Source organism: Streptomyces sp. NPDC053048 (genome assembly GCF_044547045.1).
GTDB lineage: Bacteria > Actinomycetota > Actinomycetes > Streptomycetales > Streptomycetaceae > Streptomyces.
Genome location: NZ_JBITZS010000005.1, coordinates 374,630 through 400,135 on the forward strand (window position 1 = coordinate 374,630; position 25,506 = coordinate 400,135).

23 protein-coding genes are annotated in these 25,506 nt (G+C 71.8%); 12 read left to right on the plus strand and 11 right to left on the minus strand.

Features of this window, described 5'->3' with window-relative positions; all coding sequences use genetic code 11:
- Window positions 1-210 precede the first annotated feature (210 nt).
- From ACIG36_RS15670 to ACIG36_RS15680, 3 genes are all read right to left on the minus strand, one after another.
- Window positions 211-564 carry a MiAMP1 family antimicrobial peptide gene (locus ACIG36_RS15670; protein ID WP_399927115.1) on the minus strand — a complete coding sequence of 118 codons (354 nt, stop codon included), beginning with the start codon at window positions 562-564 and terminating at the stop codon, window positions 211-213.
- Window positions 565-666: 102 nt separating this feature from the next.
- Window positions 667-1,677 carry a magnesium and cobalt transport protein CorA gene (locus tag ACIG36_RS15675; protein ID WP_399927117.1) on the minus strand — a complete coding sequence of 337 codons (1,011 nt, stop codon included), beginning with the start codon at window positions 1,675-1,677 and terminating at the stop codon, window positions 667-669.
- 129 nt (window positions 1,678-1,806) lie between these two features.
- Entirely contained in the window at window positions 1,807-2,460 is a 654-nt protein-coding gene (locus ACIG36_RS15680; RefSeq protein WP_399927119.1) for a MerR family transcriptional regulator, read from the minus strand.
- A 130-nt stretch (window positions 2,461-2,590) separates the two neighbouring features.
- Here ACIG36_RS15680 and ACIG36_RS15685 point away from each other — a divergent pair, with 130 nt between their 5' ends.
- A complete protein-coding gene (locus ACIG36_RS15685) occupies window positions 2,591-3,967 on the plus strand; it encodes a YhgE/Pip family protein (protein WP_399927120.1) in 1,377 nt (458 codons plus the stop codon).
- A gap of 100 nt (window positions 3,968-4,067) precedes the next feature.
- Window positions 4,068-4,538, plus strand: coding sequence for a hypothetical protein (locus ACIG36_RS15690; RefSeq protein ID WP_399927122.1), 471 nt, complete (start codon window positions 4,068-4,070; stop codon window positions 4,536-4,538).
- On the opposite strand, the gene ACIG36_RS15695 is transcribed toward ACIG36_RS15690, so the two are convergent.
- On the minus strand, window positions 4,522-6,159 hold the full coding sequence (locus tag ACIG36_RS15695; RefSeq protein ID WP_399927123.1) for an alpha/beta fold hydrolase: 1,638 nt from the start codon (window positions 6,157-6,159) through the stop codon (window positions 4,522-4,524). The two genes, ACIG36_RS15690 and ACIG36_RS15695, sit on opposite strands and share 17 nt — an antisense overlap.
- A gap of 183 nt (window positions 6,160-6,342) precedes the next feature.
- On the opposite strand from ACIG36_RS15695, the gene ACIG36_RS15700 reads away from it, so the two are divergent.
- Window positions 6,343-6,831: a glutathione peroxidase gene (locus ACIG36_RS15700; protein ID WP_399927125.1), complete on the plus strand. Its 489-nt coding sequence runs from the start codon at window positions 6,343-6,345 to the stop codon at window positions 6,829-6,831.
- 46 nt (window positions 6,832-6,877) lie between these two features.
- On the opposite strand, the gene ACIG36_RS15705 is transcribed toward ACIG36_RS15700, so the two are convergent.
- Entirely contained in the window at window positions 6,878-7,375 is a 498-nt protein-coding gene (locus ACIG36_RS15705) for a MarR family winged helix-turn-helix transcriptional regulator (RefSeq protein ID WP_399927127.1), read from the minus strand.
- 104 nt (window positions 7,376-7,479) lie between these two features.
- On the opposite strand from ACIG36_RS15705, the gene ACIG36_RS15710 reads away from it, so the two are divergent.
- The gene (locus ACIG36_RS15710; protein WP_399927129.1) at window positions 7,480-8,322 is read left to right on the plus strand and encodes an NAD(P)H-binding protein; all 843 of its coding nucleotides are present in this window, start codon (window positions 7,480-7,482) and stop codon (window positions 8,320-8,322) included.
- Between the two features lie 101 nt (window positions 8,323-8,423).
- On the opposite strand, the gene ACIG36_RS15715 is transcribed toward ACIG36_RS15710, so the two are convergent.
- From ACIG36_RS15715 to ACIG36_RS15725, 3 genes are all read right to left on the minus strand, one after another.
- Window positions 8,424-8,966, minus strand: coding sequence for an RICIN domain-containing protein (locus ACIG36_RS15715; protein WP_399927131.1), 543 nt, complete (start codon window positions 8,964-8,966; stop codon window positions 8,424-8,426).
- Window positions 8,967-9,197: 231 nt separating this feature from the next.
- A complete protein-coding gene (locus ACIG36_RS15720) occupies window positions 9,198-9,998 on the minus strand; it encodes an alpha/beta fold hydrolase (protein WP_399927134.1) in 801 nt (266 codons plus the stop codon).
- A 75-nt stretch (window positions 9,999-10,073) separates the two neighbouring features.
- Window positions 10,074-10,820, minus strand: a complete 747-nt coding sequence (locus ACIG36_RS15725; RefSeq protein ID WP_399927137.1) for an AraC family transcriptional regulator — start codon at window positions 10,818-10,820, stop codon at window positions 10,074-10,076.
- A gap of 54 nt (window positions 10,821-10,874) precedes the next feature.
- Between ACIG36_RS15725 and ACIG36_RS15730 the strand changes: the two genes are divergently transcribed.
- Window positions 10,875-12,077 (plus strand): MFS transporter, encoded by a 1,203-nt coding sequence (locus ACIG36_RS15730; protein ID WP_399927139.1) that lies wholly within the window; start codon window positions 10,875-10,877, stop codon window positions 12,075-12,077.
- Here the strand turns inward: ACIG36_RS15730 and ACIG36_RS15735 are convergent.
- Entirely contained in the window at window positions 12,061-12,726 is a 666-nt protein-coding gene (locus ACIG36_RS15735; RefSeq protein WP_399927142.1) for a dioxygenase, read from the minus strand. The two genes, ACIG36_RS15730 and ACIG36_RS15735, sit on opposite strands and share 17 nt — an antisense overlap.
- Window positions 12,727-12,872: 146 nt before the next feature.
- Window positions 12,873-13,799, minus strand: coding sequence for an AraC family transcriptional regulator (locus ACIG36_RS15740; protein ID WP_399927145.1), 927 nt, complete (start codon window positions 13,797-13,799; stop codon window positions 12,873-12,875).
- A gap of 146 nt (window positions 13,800-13,945) precedes the next feature.
- Here ACIG36_RS15740 and ACIG36_RS15745 point away from each other — a divergent pair, with 146 nt between their 5' ends.
- Window positions 13,946-14,620 carry a hypothetical protein gene (locus ACIG36_RS15745; RefSeq protein WP_399927146.1) on the plus strand — a complete coding sequence of 225 codons (675 nt, stop codon included), beginning with the start codon at window positions 13,946-13,948 and terminating at the stop codon, window positions 14,618-14,620.
- Window positions 14,621-14,642: 22 nt separating this feature from the next.
- On the opposite strand, the gene ACIG36_RS15750 is transcribed toward ACIG36_RS15745, so the two are convergent.
- Window positions 14,643-15,698 carry an aldo/keto reductase gene (locus tag ACIG36_RS15750; RefSeq protein WP_399927148.1) on the minus strand — a complete coding sequence of 352 codons (1,056 nt, stop codon included), beginning with the start codon at window positions 15,696-15,698 and terminating at the stop codon, window positions 14,643-14,645.
- 138 nt (window positions 15,699-15,836) lie between these two features.
- Here ACIG36_RS15750 and ACIG36_RS15755 point away from each other — a divergent pair, with 138 nt between their 5' ends.
- From ACIG36_RS15755 to ACIG36_RS15780, 6 genes are all read left to right on the plus strand, one after another.
- Entirely contained in the window at window positions 15,837-16,463 is a 627-nt protein-coding gene (locus ACIG36_RS15755) for a TetR-like C-terminal domain-containing protein (RefSeq protein ID WP_399927150.1), read from the plus strand.
- 189 nt (window positions 16,464-16,652) lie between these two features.
- Window positions 16,653-17,129 carry a pyridoxamine 5'-phosphate oxidase family protein gene (locus ACIG36_RS15760; protein WP_399927152.1) on the plus strand — a complete coding sequence of 159 codons (477 nt, stop codon included), beginning with the start codon at window positions 16,653-16,655 and terminating at the stop codon, window positions 17,127-17,129.
- Between the two features lie 172 nt (window positions 17,130-17,301).
- A complete protein-coding gene (locus ACIG36_RS15765; protein WP_399927155.1) occupies window positions 17,302-20,391 on the plus strand; it encodes an amino acid adenylation domain-containing protein in 3,090 nt (1,029 codons plus the stop codon).
- Entirely contained in the window at window positions 20,388-21,611 is a 1,224-nt protein-coding gene (locus tag ACIG36_RS15770; RefSeq protein WP_399927157.1) for a cytochrome P450, read from the plus strand. Before ACIG36_RS15765 ends, ACIG36_RS15770 begins: the two co-directional genes overlap by 4 nt.
- A gap of 41 nt (window positions 21,612-21,652) precedes the next feature.
- The gene (locus ACIG36_RS15775) at window positions 21,653-22,858 is read left to right on the plus strand and encodes a cytochrome P450 (protein ID WP_399927160.1); all 1,206 of its coding nucleotides are present in this window, start codon (window positions 21,653-21,655) and stop codon (window positions 22,856-22,858) included.
- Between the two features lie 193 nt (window positions 22,859-23,051).
- On the plus strand, window positions 23,052-25,439 hold the full coding sequence (locus ACIG36_RS15780; protein ID WP_399927163.1) for a phosphoketolase: 2,388 nt from the start codon (window positions 23,052-23,054) through the stop codon (window positions 25,437-25,439).
- The last annotated feature ends 67 nt before the right edge of the window (window positions 25,440-25,506 follow it).

Below are 25,506 nucleotides of genomic sequence, written 5' to 3' on the forward strand. Positions count from 1 at the left end.
CCGCAACGCTGCGGGACCGCTGACCGGCGCACCCGCCCTTCCGGCCCAGCGGCCCCGAACGGGCGACCCACACGCCCTCGAGGACTGGGCCGGGGAACTCGGGCGCACTCCCGGGTGCCGGCTTGCGTCGGGTCGGAACAAGTCGGGGGTCCGGGCACCTTCGGTGCCCGGACCGCCCGGTCCGTTCAGTCCGTCCGGTCCTCGGTCGGGTCAGCAGACGATGTAGATGCTCTGCCAGCCGAACGGCGTGGACTGCTCCGCGCCCCTGTTGCTGCGGAGCACGGTATGGACGGGGTCGCGGCCGTCGGCGGCGTTGTGCATGCGGCCGTCCTGCCCGCGCGGGATCCATTTGTAGGAGCCGTGGAACGGAATGGTGTGGTGCCCGCAGCCGTTGATGTCGGCCGACCGTCCCGAGTAGCTCGTCCCTTCGTAGGCGACGAAGGACGATGTCATGCCGTACGCGCGGGACTCGGTCGCGGTTGCCGGGACGGCCGAGAGGCCGCCGATGGTCACTGCTGCCGCCAGCGCGACCGCGGCACGGCGGCTGAACTTCGAATTGAGCATGAAACTGCCTCCTTCGTTTCTTCTGGCTCACGCCTTCGCCCAGATACTAGGCACCGCTCCCGCGCCGTTCATACGCGCTTCGATGCTGCTCGAATTCGCTCATCAGCCCCGGACGGGGAATTCTTTGCGGCGTCGTCCGCGCAGCCAGGCATACAGCAGGACACAGGGCAGCAGCAGCCCGGCGAGGGTGAGGGACAAGAACGCGGCGAAGCTGCTGATATGCGTGACCAGCCAGTCGAAATTCTGACCGAAGAAACCGACCACGAAGGACAGCGGGAGAAACACGGACGCGAGGATCGTCAAGCGCTCCATCGTGGCGCTCTGGCGAAGATTGATTTTGTTCTGCTCGACGGAGATCACCGCGATGTTCGCCTCGAGGACGGTGGCCAGCAGGTCCCGCTGGGCGGCGACCTCCTCGTTGACCAGGAGGAGGTGGTCGTGCACGTCCCGGAAATAGGGCAGAAGTCCGGCCGGTGACCTGCCCGCCTGCAGCCGCCGGCCGACGACGGCGAGCAGCGGGTGCACGGCGCGGTAGAAGTCGGTGGCCTCGCGGCGCAGGGAGTAGATCCGTTCGGTCGGAGCGACCGTTCCGGAGAACACCGTGGCCTCGATCTGCTCGATGTCGCGCTCGAGCTCCGCGACGACCGGCGCATAGCTGTCGACCACCTGGTCCAGGATCGCCCACAGCGTCGACGCGCTGCCGGCCTGCAGCAGCTCGGGGCGGCGTTCGAGCCGGCCGCGGGCTCCGTGCAGCTCGCTGGCGATGCCCTGCCGGACCGTGATCACGAAGTTCTCGGCGAGGAAGACGCTGATCTCGCCGGTGTCGATCTCCTCGCGCTCGTCGTCGTAACGCGCCGTGCGCAGAATGATCAGTTCGGTGCCGTCCTCGTACTGCTCGGCCTTCGGCCGCAGGTGGAATGCCGTGGCGTCCTCGACGGCGAGTTCATGCAGGCCGAAGCACTCCCGCACCCTGGCGAGTTCCTCGGGAACCGGTTCGAACATGCCCAGCCAGACGAACCCGCCCTGTGTGCAGCGAGCGGCCGCCCGCTCCAGCGGCATCGCACCCTCGTGCTGCCGGCGCCCGTCACGGTAATGCGCGCAGTCGACGATCACCGTGCTCCTCCTCGCCTCCCGGCCGACGCGCCCCATTCTGCTGCCCACCGGCGGCACAACGGGCCGTACGCGTTCCCGCGGCACGGGATGCTCCTCCGAACAGACCACCGGTGGTGGCAGCGGCGGGCATCAGCCACCGGGTGCGGCCCGGCGGCGGACCTGGTCCTCCTGGGCGAGCCGTCGCAGCAGTTCGAGCAGGGGGCCGGAGAGGGCGAGGACGATGACCGCCTGTTCGGCCAGGACCGGCGAGTCGTCGTCGAAGGCGGCCGCGCGCTCGAGGTCCAGGCGGGCGATCTCATGGGCCAGTTCCGCGTAGCCGACGAGCCTTTCCGGCCGGTAGTCCACGTCGAGCCGTCTGAGCTCCTTCAGGGCCGTCGTCAGGCCTCGGACGTGGGGGGAGGTGTCGGGGACCTGCCAGTCCATGGCCGCGATCAGACCCGCCACGTCCGCCGCCGCGGTCGACTCGGCCTCCGCGTCCCGGTCGGAGTCTCCGGCCGAGGCCGCCGCGACGGGTACGGGCAGGGCGTAGCTGATCGCCTCGAGGGTCTTGTCGGGATTCTCGGCCCGGTCCACCGCCGCCAGCACGTCCCGGGTGGCGGCGATGGACAGCCCGCCCAGAGTGGTCAGCACCTTGATCAGCCGCAGGCGCTGGACGTGCTCCTCCCCGTACTCGGCCAGCGTCGCGGCCGTCGCCCGGCCGGCGGGCAGCAGGCCCTCGCGGCGGAAGTACTTGATGCTGGCGACCGGCACGCCGGTCCTGCGGCTGAGCTCCGAGATCTTCATGCGGCGTCCTCGCTGGTGATGCGGGTGGGCAGCCGCCGGTGACGACTGGACACCCTAAGAAGATACTGCCACTATCTAGTCTTGGATAGCTTAAGTATCTAGTTACTCTATGTGATCACCCGGAGCGGTCATGCCTTCCCCTCAGCCCTCCTCCGCGCTCCGCAGCCCGCGGCTGTGGATCGGATCAGGACTCATCCTCGCCGTCGTCTCCACGTTGTTCGCCCTGCTCTATGTGGGTGGCAACGTGAACCCCAAGGGCAATCTGCGCGACCTGCCCGTCGCCGTGGTCAACAGCGACCGCGGCGCCGAAGCGGGCGGCAAGCGCGTCAACCTCGGTGACCAGGTCGTCTCCGGCATCAAGAAGAGCGCCGCGGACGACAACAGCATCGACTGGCAGATCCTCAGCCGCAAGGAAGCCGACAAGAAGCTGGGCCAGGGCAAGCTCTTCGGCGCGCTCGTCGTGCCGGAGGACTTCACCGCCACGGTGACGGGGCTGACCAACCCGCAGCAAAAGCAGCAGAAGCAGGCCGAGCAGCAGAAGCAGCCCGCCCGGCCGGCCCTGACGGTGCTGACCAACCAGTCGGCCGGCAGCATCGGCTCGTCCATGGCAAGCCAGGCGACCCAGAAGGCCGCCCACGCCGCCTCCGCCCGGATCGGCAAGGATCTCCTCGACCGCGCCGCCGCTCAGAAGGCCCCGCTCGCACCGGCCGCCAAGCTGACGCTCGCCGACCCCGCGACCGTCAAGGTCACCGACGGCCACCCGCTCGGCAGCCACAGCGCCATGGGTCTGAGCGCCTTCTACTACGCGCTGGTCCTGGTCGTCTGCGGCATGCTCGGCGCCAACGCGATCCACTCGCAGGTCGACACCGCGCTCGGCTACCTGCACGCCGACTTCGGGCCCTTCCGCCAGCGCATGCCCGTCCAGCACACGAGCCGGGTGCGCACGCTGGCCATCGGCACCGTCCTCATGCTGGCCTTCTCCGTCGTCATGGGCAGCCTCGTCGAGGTCGCCACCGTCGGCATCCTCGACATGGACGCCTCCCACCTCGGTCTGCTGTGGCTCTACTCCGTGGCCACCATCGCGGTCGTCGGCATGAGCGCCCTGGCCCTGCTCGCCGCCTTCGGCGTCCCGGGCATGCTGCTCTCGGCCATCATCTTCGTCGCCATGGCCGTCCCCTCCGCCGGAGCGACCGTTCCGCTGCAGGCACTGCCCGACTTCTTCCGCGCGCTCGCCGAGTTCGAACCGCTCCGGCCGATCACCGGCGGCATGCGCTCCATCCTCTACTACGACGCCCAGGCCGACGCCGGCCTCACCCGTGCGTGGGTCTCCATGGGCATCGCCCTGGTCGTCTCCGTCCTCTTCGGATTCGGCGTCACCCGCCTGTACGACCGCAAGGGCATGCACCGCATCCCCCGCCCCGCCGACACCGACGAGGCCACCGGCTCCGACGATGCCGCCGGTGCCGCCGAGACCCCCGAGGCCGCGCCGGCGCCTGCGGCCGGCTGACGGCCGTACACAAAAACACACGCCGCCCCGGCCGACCCGGGGCGGCGTTCCTGTATGGATTCCGCTTGCCCACGGTGGTCCAAGACAGGATCATCACCGCATGTTCGAATTCCTGCCCGACGTCGGCCTCAGGCTGCCCGGCCGCGCGGGCGTGCTCCGGCTGGGCATGGACGAGCGTGCCGCGCAGCGGGCCGTCGCCACGGTGGCGGACGTCCGTGAGGGCTGGGTCTGCGGCGCCGGCTGGACTTTCACCGCGCGGTACGAGGGCCTGACGCTCCACGCCCACGGCGACACCTGGGACCGTCACGGCCGGCACGAGGACGTTTCCGGACTGGCCGGGATCGGCCTGACCCGTCCCCCGGGCACCCCCGATGCCGGGGCCGGCGGCTGTCCCGTCGTCCTCCGCGGCATTGATCTCTTCGGATATCCGGCCGCCGAGGTTCTCGAGGCACTCGGCAGCACGGTTCCTCCCACGCTTCGGCTGCGAGCGGATGGTGAGGGCCGTTTTCTCACCACCGCATCGCTCCATGCCCCCGCGCCTCTCGGCGATTCCGCTAGCCGGCCTGCTTGACGCAGGTCTGGTCCTTCACCGGCAGTTCGCCGGTGGCCAGGTACTGGTTGACCTTGTCGTCCACGCAGGCGCTGCCGTAGGAGCCGAAGATCCCGTGGTGGTTGGCCCCCTTGAGGGTGATCAGCTTGGAAGCGGGCAGCAGGCCGTGCAGTTCGACGCTGCTCTTGTAGGTGGTGCGCGGGTCGCCGGTGGCAGCCACGATCAGTACCGGTGCGTCGCGGCGCACCTGGGTGGGTTCTTCGCGCGGCCGGTCCCAGAAGGCGCACGGACCGATGTTGTTGGTCACCGGGCCGAACAGCGGATGCGTGGCGCGGCTGCGCTCGATGTCGCGCCAGTAGCGCTCGGGGTCGCGCGGGGCGGGCACGTCCCCGCACAGGATCGCGGTCTGCACGCTCCCGTAGTGCGACTGCTCGCTGGTCAGCATGAACCGCAGGATCGCGGCGAACTGCGGTGAGAGGCGGGCCGCCTGCCCGTCCGCCGCCTTGGCCAGGACGGAGACCTGCTCGCTGAAGGCGGACCGTCCCGCGTCGGTGTCGTCCGCGATGCCCTGGAAGAGCAGGAGCGGTACCTGCGTGTCGTCGAGCCGGAAGGTCTCGGGGGCGGTTCCGACGGTCAGCTGGCCGCGCGCCGACGCCGCGACGACGCGGTCGACCGTCGCGAGTACCTCGGCGCGGGTGCGGCCGAGACCGTAGGCGTCGTCGCGTCGTGCCGCCCAGGCGGCCCAGTCGGAGAGCGCCTGCTCGTTCTCGCGCTCGGCTCCCCGGAGCAACCGTGGGCCGTAGTCGCCGGGGGCGATCGCCCCGTCGAGCACCACCCGGTCGAAGCGCCCGGGGAACATCTGGGTGTAGACCGTACCGAGGTACGTACCGTACGAGTAGCCCAGGTAGGAGATCTTCCGCTCGCCGAGGGCGCCCCTGATGACATCCATGTCGCGGGCCGTGTTGCGGGTGCTGACGTGCGGCAGCACCGACGCGTTCGTGGCCCGGCACTTGTCGGCCAGCCCCTTGTGGAAGAGGACCTGACGGTCGAAGCCCGCCCGGTCGTGGCCGGCCGAGTAGATGGACGTGCCAGTGGGCCAGCCGCAGTCCAGCGGGGTGCTGCGGCCGACGAAGCGCGGGTCGAAGCCGATGATGTCGTAGCGGGGGCCGACGTTCTTCATCACCTTGCGGACGTCGGGCGGGGATTCGAGGGCCGTGCCGCCGGGGCCGCCGTTGTTGAGCACGATCGCGCCGACGCGGTGACGGGTGTCGGTGGCCTTGAGGCGGGATATCGCGACGGTGATCGTACGGCCCCGGGGGGCGGCGTAGTCCAGCGGAACGGTCACGTCCGCGCACTGCGCGCCCGCCTTCTCCAGTTCGCGGCCCTTGTCGTCGTCCGGGCCCAGGACGCAGCCGCGCCAGTCGAGGCGCTGCCGGTAGTAGCGGTCGAGCCCGGCCCCGGACGTCGCCGCACCGCCGTCACGGTCGGCGGTGGTCGCGGCCATGGCGGGGGAAGCGGTCAGGCAGGCGGCTAGGGCGAGGCCCACGGCCGGGACACGTCGCGCGGCGGCGCCCAAGGCGGAAATCCGGCTCGGCCTGTTGGCTGTCGAGCCGTTGTCGTCGCTGCTCCACTCATACGTCATACGTCCCAACGCTAAGAGCGCGACTGCCCGTCATCACTACGGCCTTCCCCCCTTTCGCGGTAGGGCCGGCCACCGCCGGCCGCCGACTCCAGGCGCATACTGGCCAGCAGACGAGTGAATCTGACCACTGGTCACGTCACATCCCGATCACCCACAGGTTCAAGCAGAGAATTGAGGAACGACATGTCTGTCCACGACGTGGAAATCGGCGCCCTCCAGGGCGGACCGGCGAACCTCGCGCAGTACCGGGGCAAGGCCGTTCTGGTCGTCAACGTGGCCTCGAAGTGCGGGCTGACGCCGCAGTACGCAGCGTTGGAGAAACTGCACGCGCACTACGCGCCGCGCGGCTTCACCGTGCTGGGCGTGCCGTGCAACCAGTTCATGGGGCAGGAGCCCGGCAGTGCCGAGGAGATCGCCTCCTTCTGCTCGGCCACCTACGGCGTCACCTTCCCCATGACCGAGAAGACCGACGTCAACGGCGAGCACCGGCACGCCCTGTACGACGGGCTGGTCGGCACCGCGGACGCCGAGCAGTACATCGGTGACATCCGCTGGAACTTCGAGAAGTTCCTCATCGCCCCCGACGGTACCGTCGTCGCCCGCTTCAGCCCGCGGACGGAGCCCGACGCCCCCGAGGTGACCGCCGCCATCGAGGCCGTGCTGCCCGCCTGATTTCCTCGCCGGCTCGCCCGCGTTGCCGCTGGGCCCCCGGCGGGGCTCAGCGTGCGGGGCCCCGGCCGCGGCCCCGGTGGCGGAGGGCTTCCTGGCAGTCGACGTACTTGAGCATGAGGCGGGCGAACTCCAGGCGTTCGCGCTCGTCCCAGTCCTCGGTGATGTATTCGAAGGCCGCCCGCTGGTGCTTGCGGAAGCGGGCCATCATCTCCTCGCCCTCGGGGCTGAGGTGCAGGACGGTGCGGCGGCCGTCCTGCTGGGAGGCGGCGCGGACGAGGTAACCGGCGCCGATGCAGTCGGACACCATGCGGCTGGCGACCGAGGGGTCCGCGCCGAGGTACTCGGCCACGGCGCCGACGGTCACCTCGGGGCCGTCGCCCTGCCGGGCCTCCATGACGATGTTGAGAACCAGGGTGCGGTTCAGGTCCTTCTGCGAGATGGGGTTCTCGACCTCCAGGAGTGAGGACCGCCGCAGCTTCCCGAATGCCGGACCCACGGCGTTGAGCAGTTCGTCGGCCCGCCGCGGTTCATCGTGCTTCGCCATGCCTCCACCCTACCCAGGATGACCTCCACCCTGCATATGCATGTTGACAAGCAAATATGTGCATGTGAGCATCTAATTGACCGAAGTCAATGAACGGAGTCATCGTGACCATCCTCATCACCGGCGCCCGCGGCAAGGTCGGCCAGGCGGTCGTCAGCCGTCTGCACGCCGCCGGCCGCACTGTCCGTGCGGGCAGCGCCCGTCCCTCCGAGCTGACCGTTCCCGCCGGAACGGAGACGGCCGAGCTCGTCCTCGACCGGCCCGAGACCTTCGCCTCGGCGCTGCGCGGCGTCCGCCAGGTCTTCCTCTACCCCGAGCCCGCCGGCATCCACGAGCTGATCGAGGCCGCCGAGCACGCCGGCGTCGAGCACGTCGTCCTGCTCTCCTCCTCCTCGGTCACCTACCCCGGCGCCGAGGACGAGCCGCTCGCGCACCACAACGCCCAGGTCGAGCGCGCCCTCGCCGGCTCCGGCATCGCCCACACGTTCCTGCGTCCGGGCGCGTTCGCCGGCAACGCCCTCGGCTGGTCCCACGCCATCGCGCAGGCCGCGCCCGTCCGCCTCGCCTACCCGGAGGCGCACAGCGCCGTCATCCACAGCGAGGACATCGCCGACATCGCCGTCGAGGCCCTGACCGGCGACTCGCTCACCGGCCGCGCCGTCACCCTGACCGGCCCCGAGTCGCTCACCTTCCGCGACCAGCTCGCCGTCATCGGGAGCGTCCTGGGCCGCGAGATCCCCGTCGAACACATCACCCGCGAGGAGGCCGAGCGGGAGATGTCCGCGTACGTCCCCGCGCCGGTGGTCTCCTCGCTGCTCAACCTCTGGGAGGCCACCAGCGGTGTACCCGACACCGTCGCCGACACCACCGGCACGCTGCTCGGCCGTCCCGCCCGCACGTTCCGACAGTGGGCGCGGGAGAACGCGGCAGCGTTCGGCGCCCGCTGAATCCGGGTACGCGCCGGTCGCGCACGCGCGCGTGCCCGGCGAAGTGGATCCGCCGGGCACGCCGTTGGCCCTGGGCCGGGAACGGGCACAGGCACGATCACTCAGAAGTTCCAGAAGTGGTCCGCCCACGTGCCGCAGGGCCACTGGATGGCCTTCTCGCCCTGCACCCGGCTGGCACCGGGGATGGCCAGGCACTGGCCGCTGTTCCAGTTCACCAGGCGCGTGCCCTGGTTGGTGTACTCGATGCCCCAGTAGTGGTCCTTCCAGGTTCCGCAGGGCCACTGGATGACCTGCGTGCCCGGCGTCGTGCTGGCGCCCGGTACGGCGAGGCACTGCTGGCTGTTGAGATTTCTTATGCGGTAGTAGTTGCGTCCGCCGTTGTTGAAGGCGTACTCGAACTGCCAGTAGTGGTCCCGCCAGCTGCCGCAGCCCCACTGGATGAGTCCGATGCCGTTCTCGGTGCTGCCACCGGGAACGGCCAGGCAGTGGGCGCTGTTGGCGTTGCGGACCCAGCCGTAGGCGGTGGCACCGCTCGGGTTGGGCTTGCTGTCCGGGGACGCGGCCGAGGCGTCGGCGATCCCCGACGTGACGAGCGTTGCTGCGGCGGCCGCCAGGATTCCCGGCAGGCGATAGTGCGACTTCATGTGTCCCCTCCGTCGGTCGACGCGAGTGCATGGGTCACGAGCCGTACATGCCGTGCGCTCCGGCGCCCGCCCGCCGAACGGGAAGCGGGTCACCGGTCACCGGCCACGCCGCAGGCTACAGACCGCCGTTGGGGAAAGGGAGTCGTGGGACGAGACCCCGGCAACTTGGCGGGAAGCCGGTGCTCCCGGTGCGGCGCAGGGGGCTCCGGTCGCCCGTCGGGCAACCGCGGCTCACCCCCCGAAGGTCCCGCGCAGGGCCGTGGCGAAGTCCGCCGGGTGCGTCAGGAAGCCCACGTGTCCGCCCGGGAAGTCCGCGATCCCCGTGCCGACACTCTCCGCCAGGGCCCGCGTCGTGCGGTGCAGGAGCGTGCCCGGCCCCTCGCTGCCTGCCACCAGCGTGAAGCGCGCCGCGCGCAGTGCGGCGATGTCCGGCCTGAACCGGACGAACGAGCGCAGCTCGTACCTCAGGCAGGTGTCCATGTTGGCCCGGACCCGCGCCAGCATCCGGCGCACCGGCTCGGGCAGGCCCTCCGCCGGTTCCGGCGGCGCGTCCACGCCGATCGCCTCGGCGAACGTCCGCAGGGCGGGGTCCAGGCCCTCGCGCTCGTACAGCTCGCAGACGTCCTGGAAGAACGCGTGCCAGCGGTCCGCGTCGGGCAGGAGATCGATCACGAACGGCTCGTGCGCCACCAGCGCCCGCACCTGGCCGGGGTGCCGGGACAGCAGGTCCATGCCGATCATCCCGCCGTAGCTGGTGCCGAAGACGTACGCCGGTTCGCCGCCGGCGAGCGCGCTCAGCAGCAGGTGGGCGTCCTGGCCGTGGCCCTCGATCCACTGCGTCTCGGGCGGGCCGGTGAGGCGGCTGCGGGAGTTGCCGCGCAGGTCGTAGGTGATGACGGTGTGGTCCTCCGCGAGCAGTGCGGCCAGCGGACCGAACAGGGCCGCGTCACCGTCACCCCCGTTGACGAGCAGAAGGGGCCGGCCCGAGCCGCGCACCTCGTAGTGGATCCCGGCCCCGGGCACGGGCAGCATACCTGTCTCCATAAGACCATCAGGGTGCACGGGGGCGGGACACCGGGCAATGGCCCGGCCGCATCCCCGCGCCGGTCAGGACCGGCGGTTGTGGGTGCCCGGGGTGCAGCCGAAGGCGCGGCGGAAGACGTCGATGAAGGCGCTCGTGGACGCCCAGCCGCAGCGGTGGGCGACGGTCGTGACGGGTGTGTCGTCGGCGAGCATCCGCAGGGCGTGGTAGAGGCGCGACTGGGTGCGCCACTGGGGGAAGGTCATGCCGAGTTCGGAACGGAAGAGGCGGCTGAGGGTGCGTTCGCCGGTTCCGGTCGCGGTGGCGAGGGCCGCGAGGGTGCGGGGGTCCGCGGGGTTGTCGTGGACGAGGGTGCAGACGGCGGCCAGGCGCGGGTCGGTGGGAGTGGGCAGTTGCACGGGCTGCTGGGGGGAGGCGCGCAACTGGTCGCACAGGACGGCACGCAGGCGCCCGCGCTCGGCGCTGTCGTCGTCGGGGGCGCGCGTGTAGGCGAGGATCAGTTCGCGCAGCAGCGTGCTGACGGTGAGAACGGTGGGGGCCTCGAGCCCGAGAGGGTTGTCGTCGGCGGGCAGGCCGACGAGACGCAGGTCGAGGCGGCCGTGGGCGCGGTGGGCGTGGACGGTCCCGGCGGGGATCCACAGGGCGCGGGTGCCGGGGGCGAACCAGGTGCCGGCGGGCGTGGTGACGGCGACGACGCCGGAGCCCGCGTAGACGATCTGATGGTCGTCGTGGCGATGGGCGTCGATGTGCTGCCCGGCGGCCAGGGTCCGTACGCGGGTGGGGGCCTGCGGTAAGTGGCGGATCTCCGGCATGATTTGGCATTTTATCGGAAGCACGTCACACGGCCCCGGGGCCACGATCGAAGCGTGACGACGAACCGCGGCACTCCCCCGCCGAACAGATCCCTCACCCTGCTGTCGATCGGCCACGCGTGCGTGGACGTCTACCAGGGAGCGGTGGCCTCCCTGGTGCCGTTCTTCGTCTCCGAGCGCGCCTACACCTACGCCGCCGCGTCCGGCATCGTCCTGGCCGCCTCGCTGCTGTCGTCCGTGGTGCAGCCGCTGTTCGGGGCGCTCACCGACCGGTGGAACATTCCGTGGCTGCTGCCGGTGAGCACGCTCCTGAGCGGCATCGGCGTCGCCCTGTGCGGCATCGGCGGCCCCTACGCCCTGACCCTGGCACTGGTCGCCGTGTCGGGCATCGGCGTCGCCGCCTATCATCCCGAGGCCGCCCGGGTGGCGCGGCGCGCCAGTCGGGGAAGCCATGCGGCGATGGGCTGGTTCTCGCTCGGCGGCAACCTCGGCTTCGCCGCCGCGCCGCCGGTGGTCGCCGTCGTCGTCGCCACCGGCGGCCTGCACGCCACCCCGCTGCTGGTCGTGCCCGCCGTCGTGGGCACGGTGCTCTGCGCGACCGCGCTGCGTTCGCTCGCGGCGGCCGGCCCGGCCGTGGCGGCGGCCCGTACGGCCGGACCCGACGCGAAGGACGACTGGTCCTCCTTCCTCAAGCTCTCCGGAGCCATCATGTGCCGCTCGGTCGTCTTCGTCGGCCTGGGCGCGTTCATCTCGCTCCATGTCCGCCAGAGCACCGGGGGTGGAGAGCTCGCCGGCACAGCCGCCCTCTTCCTCCTCTACCTGGGCGGTGCGGTGGGCACGGTGGCCGGCGGCCGGCTCGCCGGCCGCCACACCCGCGTCACCGTCGTCCGGTGGTCGTACGCGCTGACCGTCGCCGCCGTCGCCGGAGTCGTCCTCGTCCCTGGGCCGCTCGTCCATCTGTTCGTCGTCCTGGCCTCGGCCGGGCTGTACGTGCCCTTCTCCCTGCACGTCACCCTCGGGCAGGACTACCTGCCCCGGCGCGTCGGCACGGCCGGCGGCGTCACCCTGGGCCTGGCCGTCAGCGTCGGCGGCCTCGCCAGCCCCTTGATCGGAGCGCTCGCCGACGCCACGTCACTGCGGACCGCGCTGATCCCCCTGATCGCCCTGCCCGCCGTGGGCTGGCTCCTCCTGCTCCCCTTGCGCGAACCGGCCGTGCCGGCCGCGCCGACGGCGGACGCGATCAGCCTCCGCCGATGACGAAGTCGAACGTCGCCTGCTTCGCGGGACCGGCCTGGCGGACGTTCATCACGAGGTCCGGGTGGAAGATCGGGTCGGTGTTGTTGCGGGGCTCACCGGGGAAGTAGAGCTGCGTGGTGAGGACGGGGCCACCCGGGGCCTGGACCTTGACATGGATGTGGCGGGTGCGGCTCGGATAGAGCCCTGGGACGATCGTGGTCAGCCTGAAGGCCCCGCGGGCGTCGGTGTACTGGTGTCCTCTCAGCCGGAATCCCGTGTTGTCGTACGCGCCGGCCGCGTCCGCCTGCCAGAAGTCGAGCAGGGCGTGGGCGACCGGGCGGCAGGTCAGGCCGAAGACGTAGCCGCTGACCGTGAGCCGGGTGCCTCGCGTACCCGGTTCCAGCAGGGAGGCGCGTTCCGGGGACCGGGGCTTGAAGTACGGGCCTTCGGTCTGCGGCGGAGTCGGGTCGTCCCCGTCGTCGCAGTACGGCGTCGGCGTGAGGGGCGCGTCCGACGGCCGGTGGTCGCGCGCGAGGGCCACGCCGCTGCCGAGAAGCGCGGGCATGGGCACCGCGATGAGTGCCGCCTTGAGCAGCGTCTTGCGGCTGACCGCCCGTCGCCCCGAGGGCTCGGGGGTGCCGGTGCCGGTGCCGGAGTGCTCGTCCGTCATGGTCCGCCTCCTGGGGGTGAGTGGCTCGTTGACGAACCTAGGGAGAACGGACGTGCGGATCGATGGACTCCGTTCGGGGAACGTGGTGATTCCCGCGGGTCGCCGTCCGGCGCCCACCGTCCTGCCGGCTCACCCACCCTGCGGGCTCACTCGTCCGGGGCCGCTCCCACCCCCGACCCCGCCGCCGCCCGCCGGAAGGCTCCCGGGCTGATGCCGGTCTCCCGGCGGAAGAAGCGGCAGAAGTACGCGGGATCGGTGAACCCCACGCGCCGCGCGACCTGCCCGACGGCCAGGGCGGAGCCGGTGAGCAGCCGTTTCGCCTCCAGGAGCCGGGCCGCGCGTACCAGTTCGCCGGGGGTCCGGCCGGTCGCCTGCTTCACCACCTCGTTCAGATGGCCGACCGAGACGCCGAGGCGGGCCGCGTAGGCACCGACCGACCCGTCGGCCCCCGCGCTCTCGGTCAGGAGCAGGCCGAACTCCCGGGACACCTCCGCTGCCCGGCCCGTGGCCGTGCCGTGTTCCCGTGCGGCGGGCAGGCGCAGGGCACGGACGAGGAGGATGTGCAGGTAGGCCTCCAGTACGGAGACGTAGCCGTCCGCCCTGGCGGTGCACTCCCGTTCCATCGACCGGACCAGCGCCCCGATGCCGGCGGCGTCCTCGCCCGGCTCGGCCCCCGGCCCGGGTGGCAGGTGCAGCCAGGACCGCTCGCCGAGCGCGCGCAGCAGGTGCCGGTCGCCGGGGCGGGCCAGGAGGAAGTCCTCGGTGAACAGCATCAGGACACCGCTGAGGTCGGACGCCCGCTCCCAGTAGTGCACCTGGCCGGGCAGCAGGACGCACAGGTGCGGCGGGCGCAGCGGCCGGCGGACGAGATCGATGACGTGGGCCCCCGAGCCACCGGTGACGTAGACGATCTCGTAGAAGGTGTGCCGGTGGGGATAGCCCGCCCGGGAGTCGGGTCCGAGCGAGTCGAACGAGCCCATGGCGAACGGCGGCACCTGCGGCGGAGGCACCTGCAACCGGTGCAGGGGGACGGGATCGGTGTGCTGCGTGTCGTCATGCGCGCACGTACTCATGCTCCGCCTCCCTGTGCGGTGCGGCCGACCGCTCAGCCGGACCCACTGCCGGGCCCTCTGACGGGCCCTCCGGTCGCTGACCGTATACACGTGCGACGATTCCCCCGACAGTCGCAGCGGAAAGCAGCGGAAAGCAGAGGAGAACCGTGAGCACATCCGAGCCCCGCCCAGCGCCGACGCACCCAGTGATCGCGGAGGCCGGGGATGTCGGGGGGTTCGCGGCGGCCGCCGAGGTCGCGACGAAGCCCGGCCGCGCGTCCAGGTGGCCCGGTTCGCTGCTCTGGGCGCTGCTCCTTCCGCTCGGCGCCGTGCTCGCGGGGGTGAGCGGTCAGTACCCGTACGGCATGTGGCTCGGCGTCCCGCTGTTCCTGAGCGTCGTGGCGACGGCCGCGATCGTGGTGGGCGGGCTGTGGCACCGGGCCGGCGCGGCGACGCTGGCGTGCGCGCTGCTGTTCGGGCTCCCGCTCTTCGCGGGGCCCGCGTTCTACGACCTCTACACGAAGAAGGCGGGCGACACCGTGGACGGCGTCGTGGCGGCCACCGGGACGCAGCGGAACCTCAAGGGGACGGAACTGCACACCTGCACGGTCGTCGACGCCTCCGGGGCCACCCATCGTCTCTCCCAGCAGCAGAACTGCTTCGGCGACTTCGAGGAGGGCCAGAAGGTCGTGCTCCTGAAGGACCCGGCCGGACTCCTCGAGCCGTACCTCGTCGATCCCTCCGACCGCGCGCCCGACACCACGACCCTGGGCATCACCGGCGGGCTGGCCGCCGCGAGCGTCGTCACCCTCCTGTGGGCAGGGGTGCGCCGCCGCCCCTGACGGGGCGGCGGGCGTCCGACGGCTACGCCCCGCTTCCCGCGCGACCGAGCGGGGACGGGTTGAGGCGTGCGAAGCCCTCCTGGCGTTCGTAGGGGTAGTAGGGGTACGGAGCGGTCCTGGCACTGGCCGCGTCGAGGCGGGCCACCTGGTCGGGGGTCAGGCTCCAGCCGATGGCGCCGAGGTTCTGCCGCAGTTGCTCCTCGTTGCGGGCGCCGATGATGACGGAGGAGACGGTCGGGCGGCGCAGCAGCCAGTTGATGGCGATCTGGGGGACGGACTTCCCCGTCTCCTCGGCGATCTCGTCGAGGACGTCGACCACACGGAAGAGCAGCTCGTCCTCCACGGGAGGGCCGTAGTCGGCGGTGTCGTGCAGCCGGCTGCCGGCCGGGAGCGGCTGCCCGCGACGGATCCTGCCGGTCAGCCGTCCCCAGCCGAGGGGGCTCCATACGACGGCGCCGACGCCCTGGTCGAGGCCCAGAGGCATGAGCTCCCACTCGTAGTCGCGGCCCACGAGGGAGTAGTAGACCTGGTGGGCGGCGTAGCGCTGGTAGCCGTGCCGGTCCGCGTCGGCGAGCGACTTCATCAGGTGCCAGCCGGAGAAGTTGGAGACGCCGGTGTAGCGGATCTTCCCGGCCCGTACGAGGTCGTCGAGCGTGGCGAGGACTTCGTGCACCGGGGTGCCCGCGTCGAACGCGTGGAGCTGGAACAGGTCGATGTAGTCGGTGCCGAGGCGGCGCAGGGCGTCGTCGACGGTCTTGACGAGGCGCGAGCGGGAGGTGCCCGCGTCCGCGGGGCCGTCGCCCATCGGCAGGCCGGCCTTGGTGGAGAGGATGACCTGGTCGCGGCGGCCCTTGACGGCGGCGCCGAGGACCTCCTCCGAGGCGCCGCCGGAGTAGACGTCCGCGGTGTCGAACATGGTGACGCCCGCCTCCAGGCAGATGTCGATCAGCCGGCGCGCCTCCGCCGCGTCGGTGCTGCCCCAGGCCTTGAAGAGGTCCCCGCGTCCGCCGAAGGTGCCCGCCCCGAAGCTCAGTGCCGGAACCATCAGTCCCGACGCGCCCAGCCTTCTGTATTCCATTGCCGTTCCCTTCCCCTTGCACTGCCCGGCGCCCTGCGGCTCGAGCAGCACCATGACCCTCACTATCGGGACGCCCGTCCCGTTAAGATGGGTACAACGTAACAGAGACGACCCGCTTAATGGAATAGGAGTCCCGTTATGACCTCGGAGGGTGTGAGCGGTGAGCCGGGAACGGTGCGCCCCGGCGGACGCACCGCACGCGTTCGGGCAGCCGTACTGCAGGCCGCCGGCGACGCCCTGGCGGAGGGCGGCGGCCTCACCCGCCTCGACCTCGCCGACGTCGCCCGCCGCGCGGAGGTCGGGAAGACGACCGTCTACCGCCGGTGGGGCACCCCGGCCAACCTGGTCGCCGAACTGCTCGCCGACATGGCCGAACAGTCGCTGCCGCGCACGGAGACGGGTTCGCTCCTCGGCGACCTGCGCGCGAACGCGCGCCTGGTGCAGCGCACTTTGGCCGACCCTCGCCAAGGGGCCCTGTTCAAGGCGGTGATCACCGCCGCGACCTGCGACGACCAGACGGCCGCCGCGCTGCGTCGCTTCTACGCCATCCGCGTCGCCGAATGGGAGCCGTGCGTCCGGCAGGCCGTCGAGCGCGGCGAACTGCCCGCCGGGACCGACACCCACGAGGTCGTCCGGGCCGTCTCCGCCCCTCTCTACTACCGCCTGCTGACCACCGGCGAGCCGCTCGACGAGGCGGCCGCGGACCGGGCCGCCGAGGCGGCGGTGGTCGCCGCACGGGCAGGAGTGTTCGCCGGAGAGGCATGACCAAAGCCCCCTGAACCGGGCGCAAGAAGCGGCTCAAAACCGCCTAAAACCCAAGTTTATTGGCCATTCGGTCGGGGATTGATCACTCGCTCTCAAGATTGCCCACACGGTGACGCCCGCACAACAGCGTCACTTCAGCCACACAATCACCGAGAACCGAGACAGGAGCCCCACCGCATGCTGCCTTCCATGCCACGCGACAACCGCGAACGATTCCTCGCCGAACCACGCGTCGGCGTCCTGGGCGTCACCGACTCCCGGGGCGGCGACCGCGCGCCGCTGATCGTGCCGGTGTGGTACGGCTACGAGCCCGGCGGCGAGGTCCTGGTCGGGACGGCCCGGGAGAGCATCAAGGCGCGGCTGCTGCGCGCCGCCGGGCGTTTCAGCCTCTGCGTGCAGGACGAGGGACGTCCCTACCGGTACGTCAGCGTCGAGGGGCCGATCACGGCGATGGAGGACCCGATCGACCCGGCCGTGCGAGAGGCGATCGCCCAGCGGTACCTGGACCCCGAGGAGGCCCGCGCGTATCTGGCGGCGACCTCGTTCCAGCTCAAGGACGACATCCTCTTCCGCATGCGCCCGCAGCACTGGCGCAGCGCCGACTTCGCCGCGTTCGCGGCGGACTTCGCCGAGAAGGGCGCCGGCGCGGACGGCAGCACCGGCTGAGTCCCCGGCCCCTCCCCACACGGGCCGCGCAGGCCCGTCGCACGACAACCGCTCACGCTGGAAGGACTTGATGACCGACACCGACGTTTCGTCACGCCCGTTATCCCCGCAGCGCCCGTTATCCGCGTCACGCCCGTTATCCGCGTCACGCCCGATATCCGCGTCACGCCCGTTGTCCGCTCCACCGGCCACCGCGCCCGCCTATCCCCGGGACAGCCGCATCCCCGAGCTGTTCGAGGCGCAGGCCGCCGCGCGGCCGGACGCGCCGGCCGCCCGGCACCGGGATCGCGTCGTGACCTACGGGCAACTCGACGCCCACGCCGACGCCCTGGCCGAGCGCCTGCGCTCCCACGGCGTCCGCCCCGGTGAGCTGATCGGCGTGTGCGGCAGCCGCTCGCTGGAGGCACTGGTGGCGCTGCTGGGCATCCTCAAGGCCGGCTGTGCGTACGTGCCGCTCGACGAGGACCTTCCGCCGGCCCGGTTGCGGGCCATGGCCGAGGACGCGGGACTGAGTGCCGCGGTCACTTTGCCGGGCAGTACGCGCCGCGTGCGCGGTCTACGCGCGTCAGTCGACATCGCCCCCCTCGCCCCGGTCGCCGGCGACCCCACGCCGACCGCCCCCGCCCGTACCGCCGCTCCCGCTCGTACCGGCTCCGCGACCGACTGCGCCTACGTGGCCTTCACCTCCGGCACGACCGGCCGCCCCAAGCCCGTCGCGATACCCCACCGGGGCGTGGTGCGCCTGGTGCTGTCCGAGCCCGAACTGCCCCCGCCCGGACCCGGCGACGGGGTACTGCACGCCTACGGCCTGTCCTCCGACGCCTCGACGATCGAGATCTGGGGCGCGCTGCTCACCGGAGCCTGCCTGGTCATCGCCGACCGGGAGGAGTTGCTCTCCCCCACCGCTCTGGAACAGCTCTTCCACGCGGCGGGCGTCACCGTGGCCTATCTGACGACGAGCGTCTTCCACCTCGTCGCCCGCACCCGCCCCGAGGCACTGGCCACGCTGCGCTTCGTCTCCGCCGGCGGGGAGGCGATGGACCCGCACCTCGCGAACGCCGTCCTCGCGGCCTGCCCCGGCACCACGGTGGTCAACTTCTACGGCCCGACCGAGAACGCCGTGGTCTCCACCGCCCATGTGCTGCGCCCCCTGCCCGAGGACGCCACGCACGTCCCCCTGGGCCGTCCCTTCGGCGCCTCCACCTGCCACGTCCTGCGGGCCGACGGCTCGGTCGCGGAGCCCGGAGAGGAAGGGGAGCTGTACGTCGGCGGGGACGGGCTGGCCCTGGGCTACCTCGGCGACCCGCGGCTGACCGCCGAGCGGTTCGTCCCGCTGCCCGCCGTGGAACCGGGCGGGCTGCTGTACCGGACCGGCGACCGGGCCGTACGGACCGCCGACGGGCTGCTCGAGTACCGCGGACGCCTCGACCGCCAGGTCAAGCTGCGGGGCGCGCGCGTCGAACTCGACGAGGTGGAGGCCCGATTACGGGCCCACCCCGAGGTCGGCGAAGCCGTCGTCGAGGTCGAGTCGGGCTCGCTGACCGCCTACGTCACCGCCGCCGTACCCGGCAGCCCCCTGCCGCTGCCCGCCCTGCGCGCGTACTGCGCCCAGTGGCTGCCCCCGCAGGCCGTCCCCGCGCTGATGCCCATGGACCACTTCCCGGTGACCAGCGGCGGCAAGGTCGACCGCACCAGCCTGAAGGCCAACGCGCCACTGACCGCCCACGACGGCGATGCGACGGCTACGGAGGAGACGGACGAGCCGAAGGTCGAGGGCCTGCTCGGCGTCCTCTCCGAGGTGTGGCAGCAGGTGCTGCGCGTGCGCCCGATGCCCGATGACGACTTCTTCCACCTCGGCGGCGACTCCCTGCTCGCCTCGGAGGCCGTCACGCGCACCCTCGCGGTGCTCGACCTCGACGCCGCCCTGGGCTCCACCCTGATCAGGGCCCTGCTGGCCGCGCCCACGCTGGAGGGCTTCACCTCCGCGGTCCGCGAGGCCCGGGGCGGCTCCGGCGGTACGACGGGAGCGGAACCGGTCGTCGACTTCGACAAGGAAGCCGAGCTCGGCTTCGACCTCCCGCCCGCCGAAGGCCCGGCCCCGCGCCCGCAGGACCCCGAGCACGTGCTGCTCACCGGCGCTTCCGGGTTCGTCGGCGTGTTCCTGCTGCACCGTCTGCTGCGCTCGACGGCCGCCCGCGTCCACTGCCCCGTACGGGCGACGAGCCCGGCCCACGCCGAGCGGCGGGTGCGCACCGCCCTCGCCCGCTACGGGCTCCACCTCGACGAGGCCGAGTGGCGGCGCGTGGAGTGCTTCCCCGGGGACCTCACCGAGCCGGGCCTGGGGCTGCCGGCCGCACACGCCGACGAGCTGGCCCGCCGGCTGGACCTGGTCGTGCACAACGGCGCACGCGTGAACTTCCTCTACCCCTACGAGCAGTTGCGCCCGGCGAACGTCGACGGCACCCGGGAGGTCATCCGGATCGCGGCGCCCCGCCGCGTGCCGGTGCACTTCGTCTCGACCGTCGCCGTCGTCGCCGGATTCGGTACCGCCGGGGTACGTGAGGTGGACGAGGACCTGCCGCCGGCCCACGCGGACGGGCTCACCATGGGGTACGCGGAGAGCAAGTGGGTCGCCGAGGGCGTGCTGCGGCGGGCGGCCGAGCAGGGCCTGCCGGTGGCCGTGTACCGGCCGTACGAGGTGACGGGCGACCGGGTGCACGGCGCGTGCAACACCGAGACGGCCATCTGCTCGCTGTTCAAGGTGATCGCCGAGACGGGGCTGGCTCCCGACATCGAGCTGCCGATGGACTTCGTCCCCGTCGACCACCTCGCCGAGTCCGTGGTCCACATCGCCACGCGCCGACCGGCCGACGGCAGGGTCTACCACCTCACCAACCCCCGCCCGGCGATGCTCTCGGACGTCCTCGACCGCATGCGCGCGGCGGGCTTCGCCCTGCGCACGCTGCCGTACGACCGATGGGTCGGCGAGCTGGTGCGTCACGTCGCCGAGAATCCGACGAGCGCCACGGCGCCGTTCGTGTCCCTGTGCGTCGACCGCAGCCGCAACGCCGACATGTCCGTCAAGGAGATGTACCTCAAGGGCACCTTCCCGGTCCTGGGGCAGCGCAACGCCGAGGAAGCGCTGGCCGGCAGCGGACTTGACTGCCCGCCGGTCGACTCCGCGCTGCTGGACCGGTACCTGGAGTACTTCTTCACCTCCGGCTACCTCGCACGCCCCACAGGATCGGAGCGCACCGCGTGAGCACGAGCACGAGTCACCCCGAAGCCGTCATCCCGGTCCCCGAGTCCGAACCCGGTACCGCCGGGCCGCCGTGCGCCTACGCCCGCCTGCGTACCGAGCAGCCCGTCGTCAAGGCACTGCTTCCCAACGGCGAGACGGGCTGGCTGATCAGCCGCTACGAGGACGCGCGCGCCGCGTTCGCCGACCCCCGGCTCATCCGGCCGCTGCTGTCGGCCTGGCCGCCCCGCGAAGGGGACGACGCCCCGCCGCCCGCTCTGCCGACCTTCCTGGAGATGACCGGCGAGCACCACGAGCGCGTACGCCGCACCGTCCTGCCGATGTTCGGCCGGAGCCGGCTCAAGTTCATGGAGCCGCGGATCCGGGCGATGGCCGGGGAGCTCGTCGACGCGATGGTGGCCGGGGCCGTGGACGGCACGGCTGACCTCGTCGCCGCCTACGCCGACCCGCTGCCGCTGCGCGTGCTGTGCGAGACCACCGGGCTGCCGTACGAGGACCGCGAGATCTACCTGCCGCACACCCTCGCGCTCCTCGGCGCGTCCGGGCTGACGATGGAGGAGGTACTCGCGGCGCTGAACGCGCTGCAGGACTACGCCGACGCGCTCATCTCCCTCAAGGAGAAGGACAGCGACGGCGAGGACTACATCCGGCTGCTGCTGGCCGAGGTCCGCCGTCCGGGCAGCGAGCTGACCCGTGACGACGTCGTCAGCTTCGTCGTCACCATGCTCATGGCCGGCTACAAGACCAACATCCAGCACACGAGCAATGCCCTGCTCGTCCTGCTCACCCACCCCGAGCAGTTGCGGGCGCTGCGCGAGGCGCCCGAGGGGATCGGCACCGCGGTCGAGGAGCTGCTGCGGTACGTCCCGCTGATGAACGCCATCAACATCCTCGTCGCGACGGAGGACTTCACCCTGCACGGGCAGCGGATCCGCGCCGGTGACGCGGTGGTCCCGGTACCGGCGTCCGCCAACCGCGACCCGGAGGCGTTCGCCGAGCCCGACCGCCTGGACCTGACCCGGACTCCCAACCCGCACATCGCGTTCGGGCACGGGCCCCACGCGTGCACCGGCGGTCACCTCACCCGCATGCAGCTGGCCATCACGATCGAGGTGCTGCTGGAACGGCTTCCCGGCATCGAGCTGGCTGTGCCGGCGGAGACCATCCCCTGGGACGAGTCCACCCCGCTGCGCGCACCCGCCCGGCTGCCGGTGCGCTGGTGACGATCCGCCAGGCCGACCCCTCAGGAAAGAGACCCGCACCCATGACCACACCGCAGGCGTCCACGTCCGCCCTCCCGCACTACCCCTTCAGCACGCAGGGCGACCGGCTCGCCCCCGAGCTCGCCGAGCTGCGCGGCCGCTGTCCCGTGGCCCGGGTCAGTACCAACTCCGGCGAGCAGGCGTGGCTCGTCACCGGCTACGAGCTCACGCAGCACGTGCTGCGTGACCGTGCCTTCGCCCGTTCCGTGCTGGCCGAGGCGGACAGTCCGGCGCAGGACGCCCCGATCCTGGCGCCCGAGCTGCTCGACGCGATGAACCACCTGCAGAAGGCCGGACTGCGCGACGAGGTGCTCAAGGCCCTCGGCCGCAACCAGCCCGAGCTGCCCGCCGACTGGGTCGAGGCCGTCACCCGCGAGGGCCTGGACGCGATGGTCCGCGAAGGCAGCCCCGGCGACCTGCAGCACCACTTCGCGGAGTGGGTCGCCGGCCAGTGCATGTGCCGGCTCCTCGGCCTGCCCTTCGAGGACCACGCCTGGCTCGCCGTACGGGCCGACCTGGACCTGACCATGGTCACCCCCACCCACGAGGAGCTCGCCCGCAACTGGGAGGAGATCCGCGTGTACATGCGCGAGCACATGGCCGCCCGCCGCCCCGGCGAGCCGCGCGGCCTCGCGGACCGCCTCGCCGACCTCAACGCCGAGCAGCAGGGCCTGACGGACCGGCAGCTGTCGAACATCGTGGCCGTCCTCTTCGTCAGCGGCTACGAGGACTTCGCCAGCTTCCTGGGCGTCGCCGTCCTCAACCTCCTGCAGCGTCCCGATGTCATGAGCGCGGTGCGCGCCCGCCCGGAGACGATGCCGCAGTGCGTCGAGGAGCTGCTGCGCTGCAGCGTCGTCCTGGGCAACGCCATCCCGCGCTTCGTCACCCGGGACGCGCGGCTCGGTTCCGCGGACGTGAAGGAGGGCGACATGGTCCTGCTCTCCCTGGACGCGGTCAACTACGATCCGGCCGCGTTCTCCGACGCCGAGACCTTCGACCCCGCCCGCTCCCCCAACCCGCACCTCCGCTTCGGCTACGGCCGTCACCACTGCCCCGGCGCCCACCTGGTCCGGCGCCAGTCGGACGTGGCCTTCCGCGTCCTCCTCGACCGCCTGCCCGGCATCCGCCTCGCCGTGCCACCGGCGGAGGTCCCCTGGCACCCCAACCGCATGGCCATCATGCCGGCCGGGATCCCGGTGACCTGGTGAGAACGTGACCGGTGAGTTGGTGACCTGGTGAGTCCGTGACCCGGTGAGTCCCCCCGGGCGATGCGCGGATCGATCCCGTGCTCGTCCGGGGCCCCGGACACCCCCGATCGGCCCTGGCGGTGTTGCCGAGCAGAGGCCACAGTGGAAGACGCTGTGGTACGGGCCCTCACACCATCTGCGAGGCGAGGCGGACATGCAGGACGTCACGACAGCGCCACCAGTCACCGGTATCACCGACGGCGAAGCCGGGGAGCTGGACGCCCACTGGCGTGCCGCGAACTACCTGGCCGTGGGGCAGATCTACCTCATGGCCAATCCGCTGCTGACGGAACCGCTGCGGCCCGAGCACATCAAGCCGCGGCTCCTCGGCCACTGGGGCACCTCACCGGGGCTGAACCTCGTCCACACCCACGTCAACCGGGTCGTCAAGGCCCGTGACCTGGACGCCCTGTGCATCTGGGGCCCCGGGCACGGCGGACCGGCGGTGCTGGCGAACTCCTGGCTGGACGGTTCGTACTCCGAGACGTACCCGGACGTCGGGCGGGACGCTGTGGGCATGGCGCGGCTCTTCCGGCAGTTCTCCTTCCCCGGCGGCGTCCCCAGCCACGTCGCCCCGGAGACCCCCGGCTCGATCCACGAGGGCGGGGAGCTGGGCTACTCCCTCTCCCACGCCTACGGGGCCGCCTTCGACAACCCCGGTCTCGTCGTCGTCTGCGTCATCGGTGACGGCGAGGCCGAGACGGGGCCGCTGGCCGCCTCGTGGCACTCCAACAAGTTCCTCGACCCCGTCCACGACGGTGCCGTCCTGCCCGTCCTCCACCTCAACGGCTACAAGATCGCCAATCCGGCCGTCCTCGCCCGCCTCCCCGAAGCCGAGCTGGACGACCTGCTGCGCGGCTACGGCCACGAGCCCCTGCACGTAGCGGGCGACGACCCCGCGACCGTCCACCGCGCCATGGCCGCGGCCATGGACAGCGCACTCGAGCGCATCGCCCTGATCCAGCGCGGCGCCCGGCACGAGGGCGCCACCGGGCGGCCCCGCTGGCCGGTGATCGTGCTGCGGACGCCCAAGGGCTGGACGGGCCCCGCCGAAGTCGACGGGCTGCCGGTCGAGGGCACCTGGCGCGCCCACCAGGTGCCGCTGTCGGCCGTCCGCGACAACCCGGAGCACCTGCGGCAGCTGGAGGCCTGGCTGCGCTCCTACCGCCCGGAGGAACTCTTCGACGAGCACGGCCGCCCCCGGCCGCACGTACTGTGCCACGTGCCCGAGGGCAGCCGCCGGCTCGGCGCGACACCTCACGCCAACGGCGGACTGCTGCTGCGCGAGCTGCCGCTGCCGCCGCTGGAGCGCTTCGCCGTACCGGTCGACAAGCCCGGCACCACACTGCACGAGCCCACCCGCGTCCTGGGCGACCTCCTCGAGAACGTCATGGAGGCCACCGCCGACCGGCGCGACTTCCGCCTCGTGGGCCCCGACGAGACCGCCTCCAACCGTCTCCAGGCCGTCTACGGTGCCACCGGCAAGGCCTGGCAGGCGGCGACCGTCGACACCGACGAGCACCTGGACCGGCACGGCCGGGTCCTGGAGATCCTTTCCGAACACACCTGCCAGGGCTGGCTGGAGGGCTACCTCCTCACCGGCCGGCACGGCCTGTTCTCCTGCTACGAGGCGTTCGTCCACATCGTCGACTCGATGGTCAACCAGCACATCAAATGGCTGCGGACCACGCGCCGACTGCCGTGGCGCCGCCCCATCGCCTCCCTCAACTACCTGCTCACCTCGCACGTGTGGCGGCAGGACCACAACGGCTTCTCCCACCAGGACCCCGGCTTCATCGACCACATCCTCAACAAGAGCCCCGAAGCCGTGCGCGTCTACCTGCCGCCGGACGCCAACACCCTGCTGTCGGTCGCCGACCACGTGCTGCGCAGCCGTGACTACGTCAACGTGGTCGTGGCCGGCAAGCAGCCCTGTTTCGACTGGCTGGGCCTGGAGGAGGCCCGCGCCCACTGCGCACGGGGCGCGGGCATCTGGCCGTGGGCCGGTACCGAGGACGGGGGCCGGGAGCCCGACGTCGTCCTGGCCTGCGCGGGGGACGTGCCCACGCAGGAGGTGATCGCGGCCGCCCAGCTCGTCCGCCACCATCTCGCCGGCCTGTCGCTGCGCGTCGTCAACGTCGTCGACCTGGCCAGGTTGCTGCCCGCCGAGGAGCACCCGCACGGCATGACCGGTCCCGAGTACGACGCCCTGTTCACCCGCGACAAGCCGGTCGTCTTCGCCTACCACGGCTATCCGTGGCTCATCCACCGCCTCGCCTACCGCCGTGCCGGCCACGCCGATCTGCACGTACGCGGCTACAAGGAGATCGGCACCACCACCACGCCCTTCGACATGGTCGTCCGCAACGACCTCGACCGCTACCGCCTGGTCATGGACGTCATCGACCGCGTCCCCGGCCTCGCCGTCCGCGCCGCCCCCGTACGCCAGGCCATGGAGGACGCCCGCACCCGCCACCACACCTGGATCCGCGAGCACGGCACGGACCTCCCGGAGGTCGCCGACTGGACCTGGACGGCGTGAGGGGCCGCCGCGCCGGGGCTCCAGCAGTGATCGCGGGCATCACGGGCCCCACTGACGATCCTTCGAA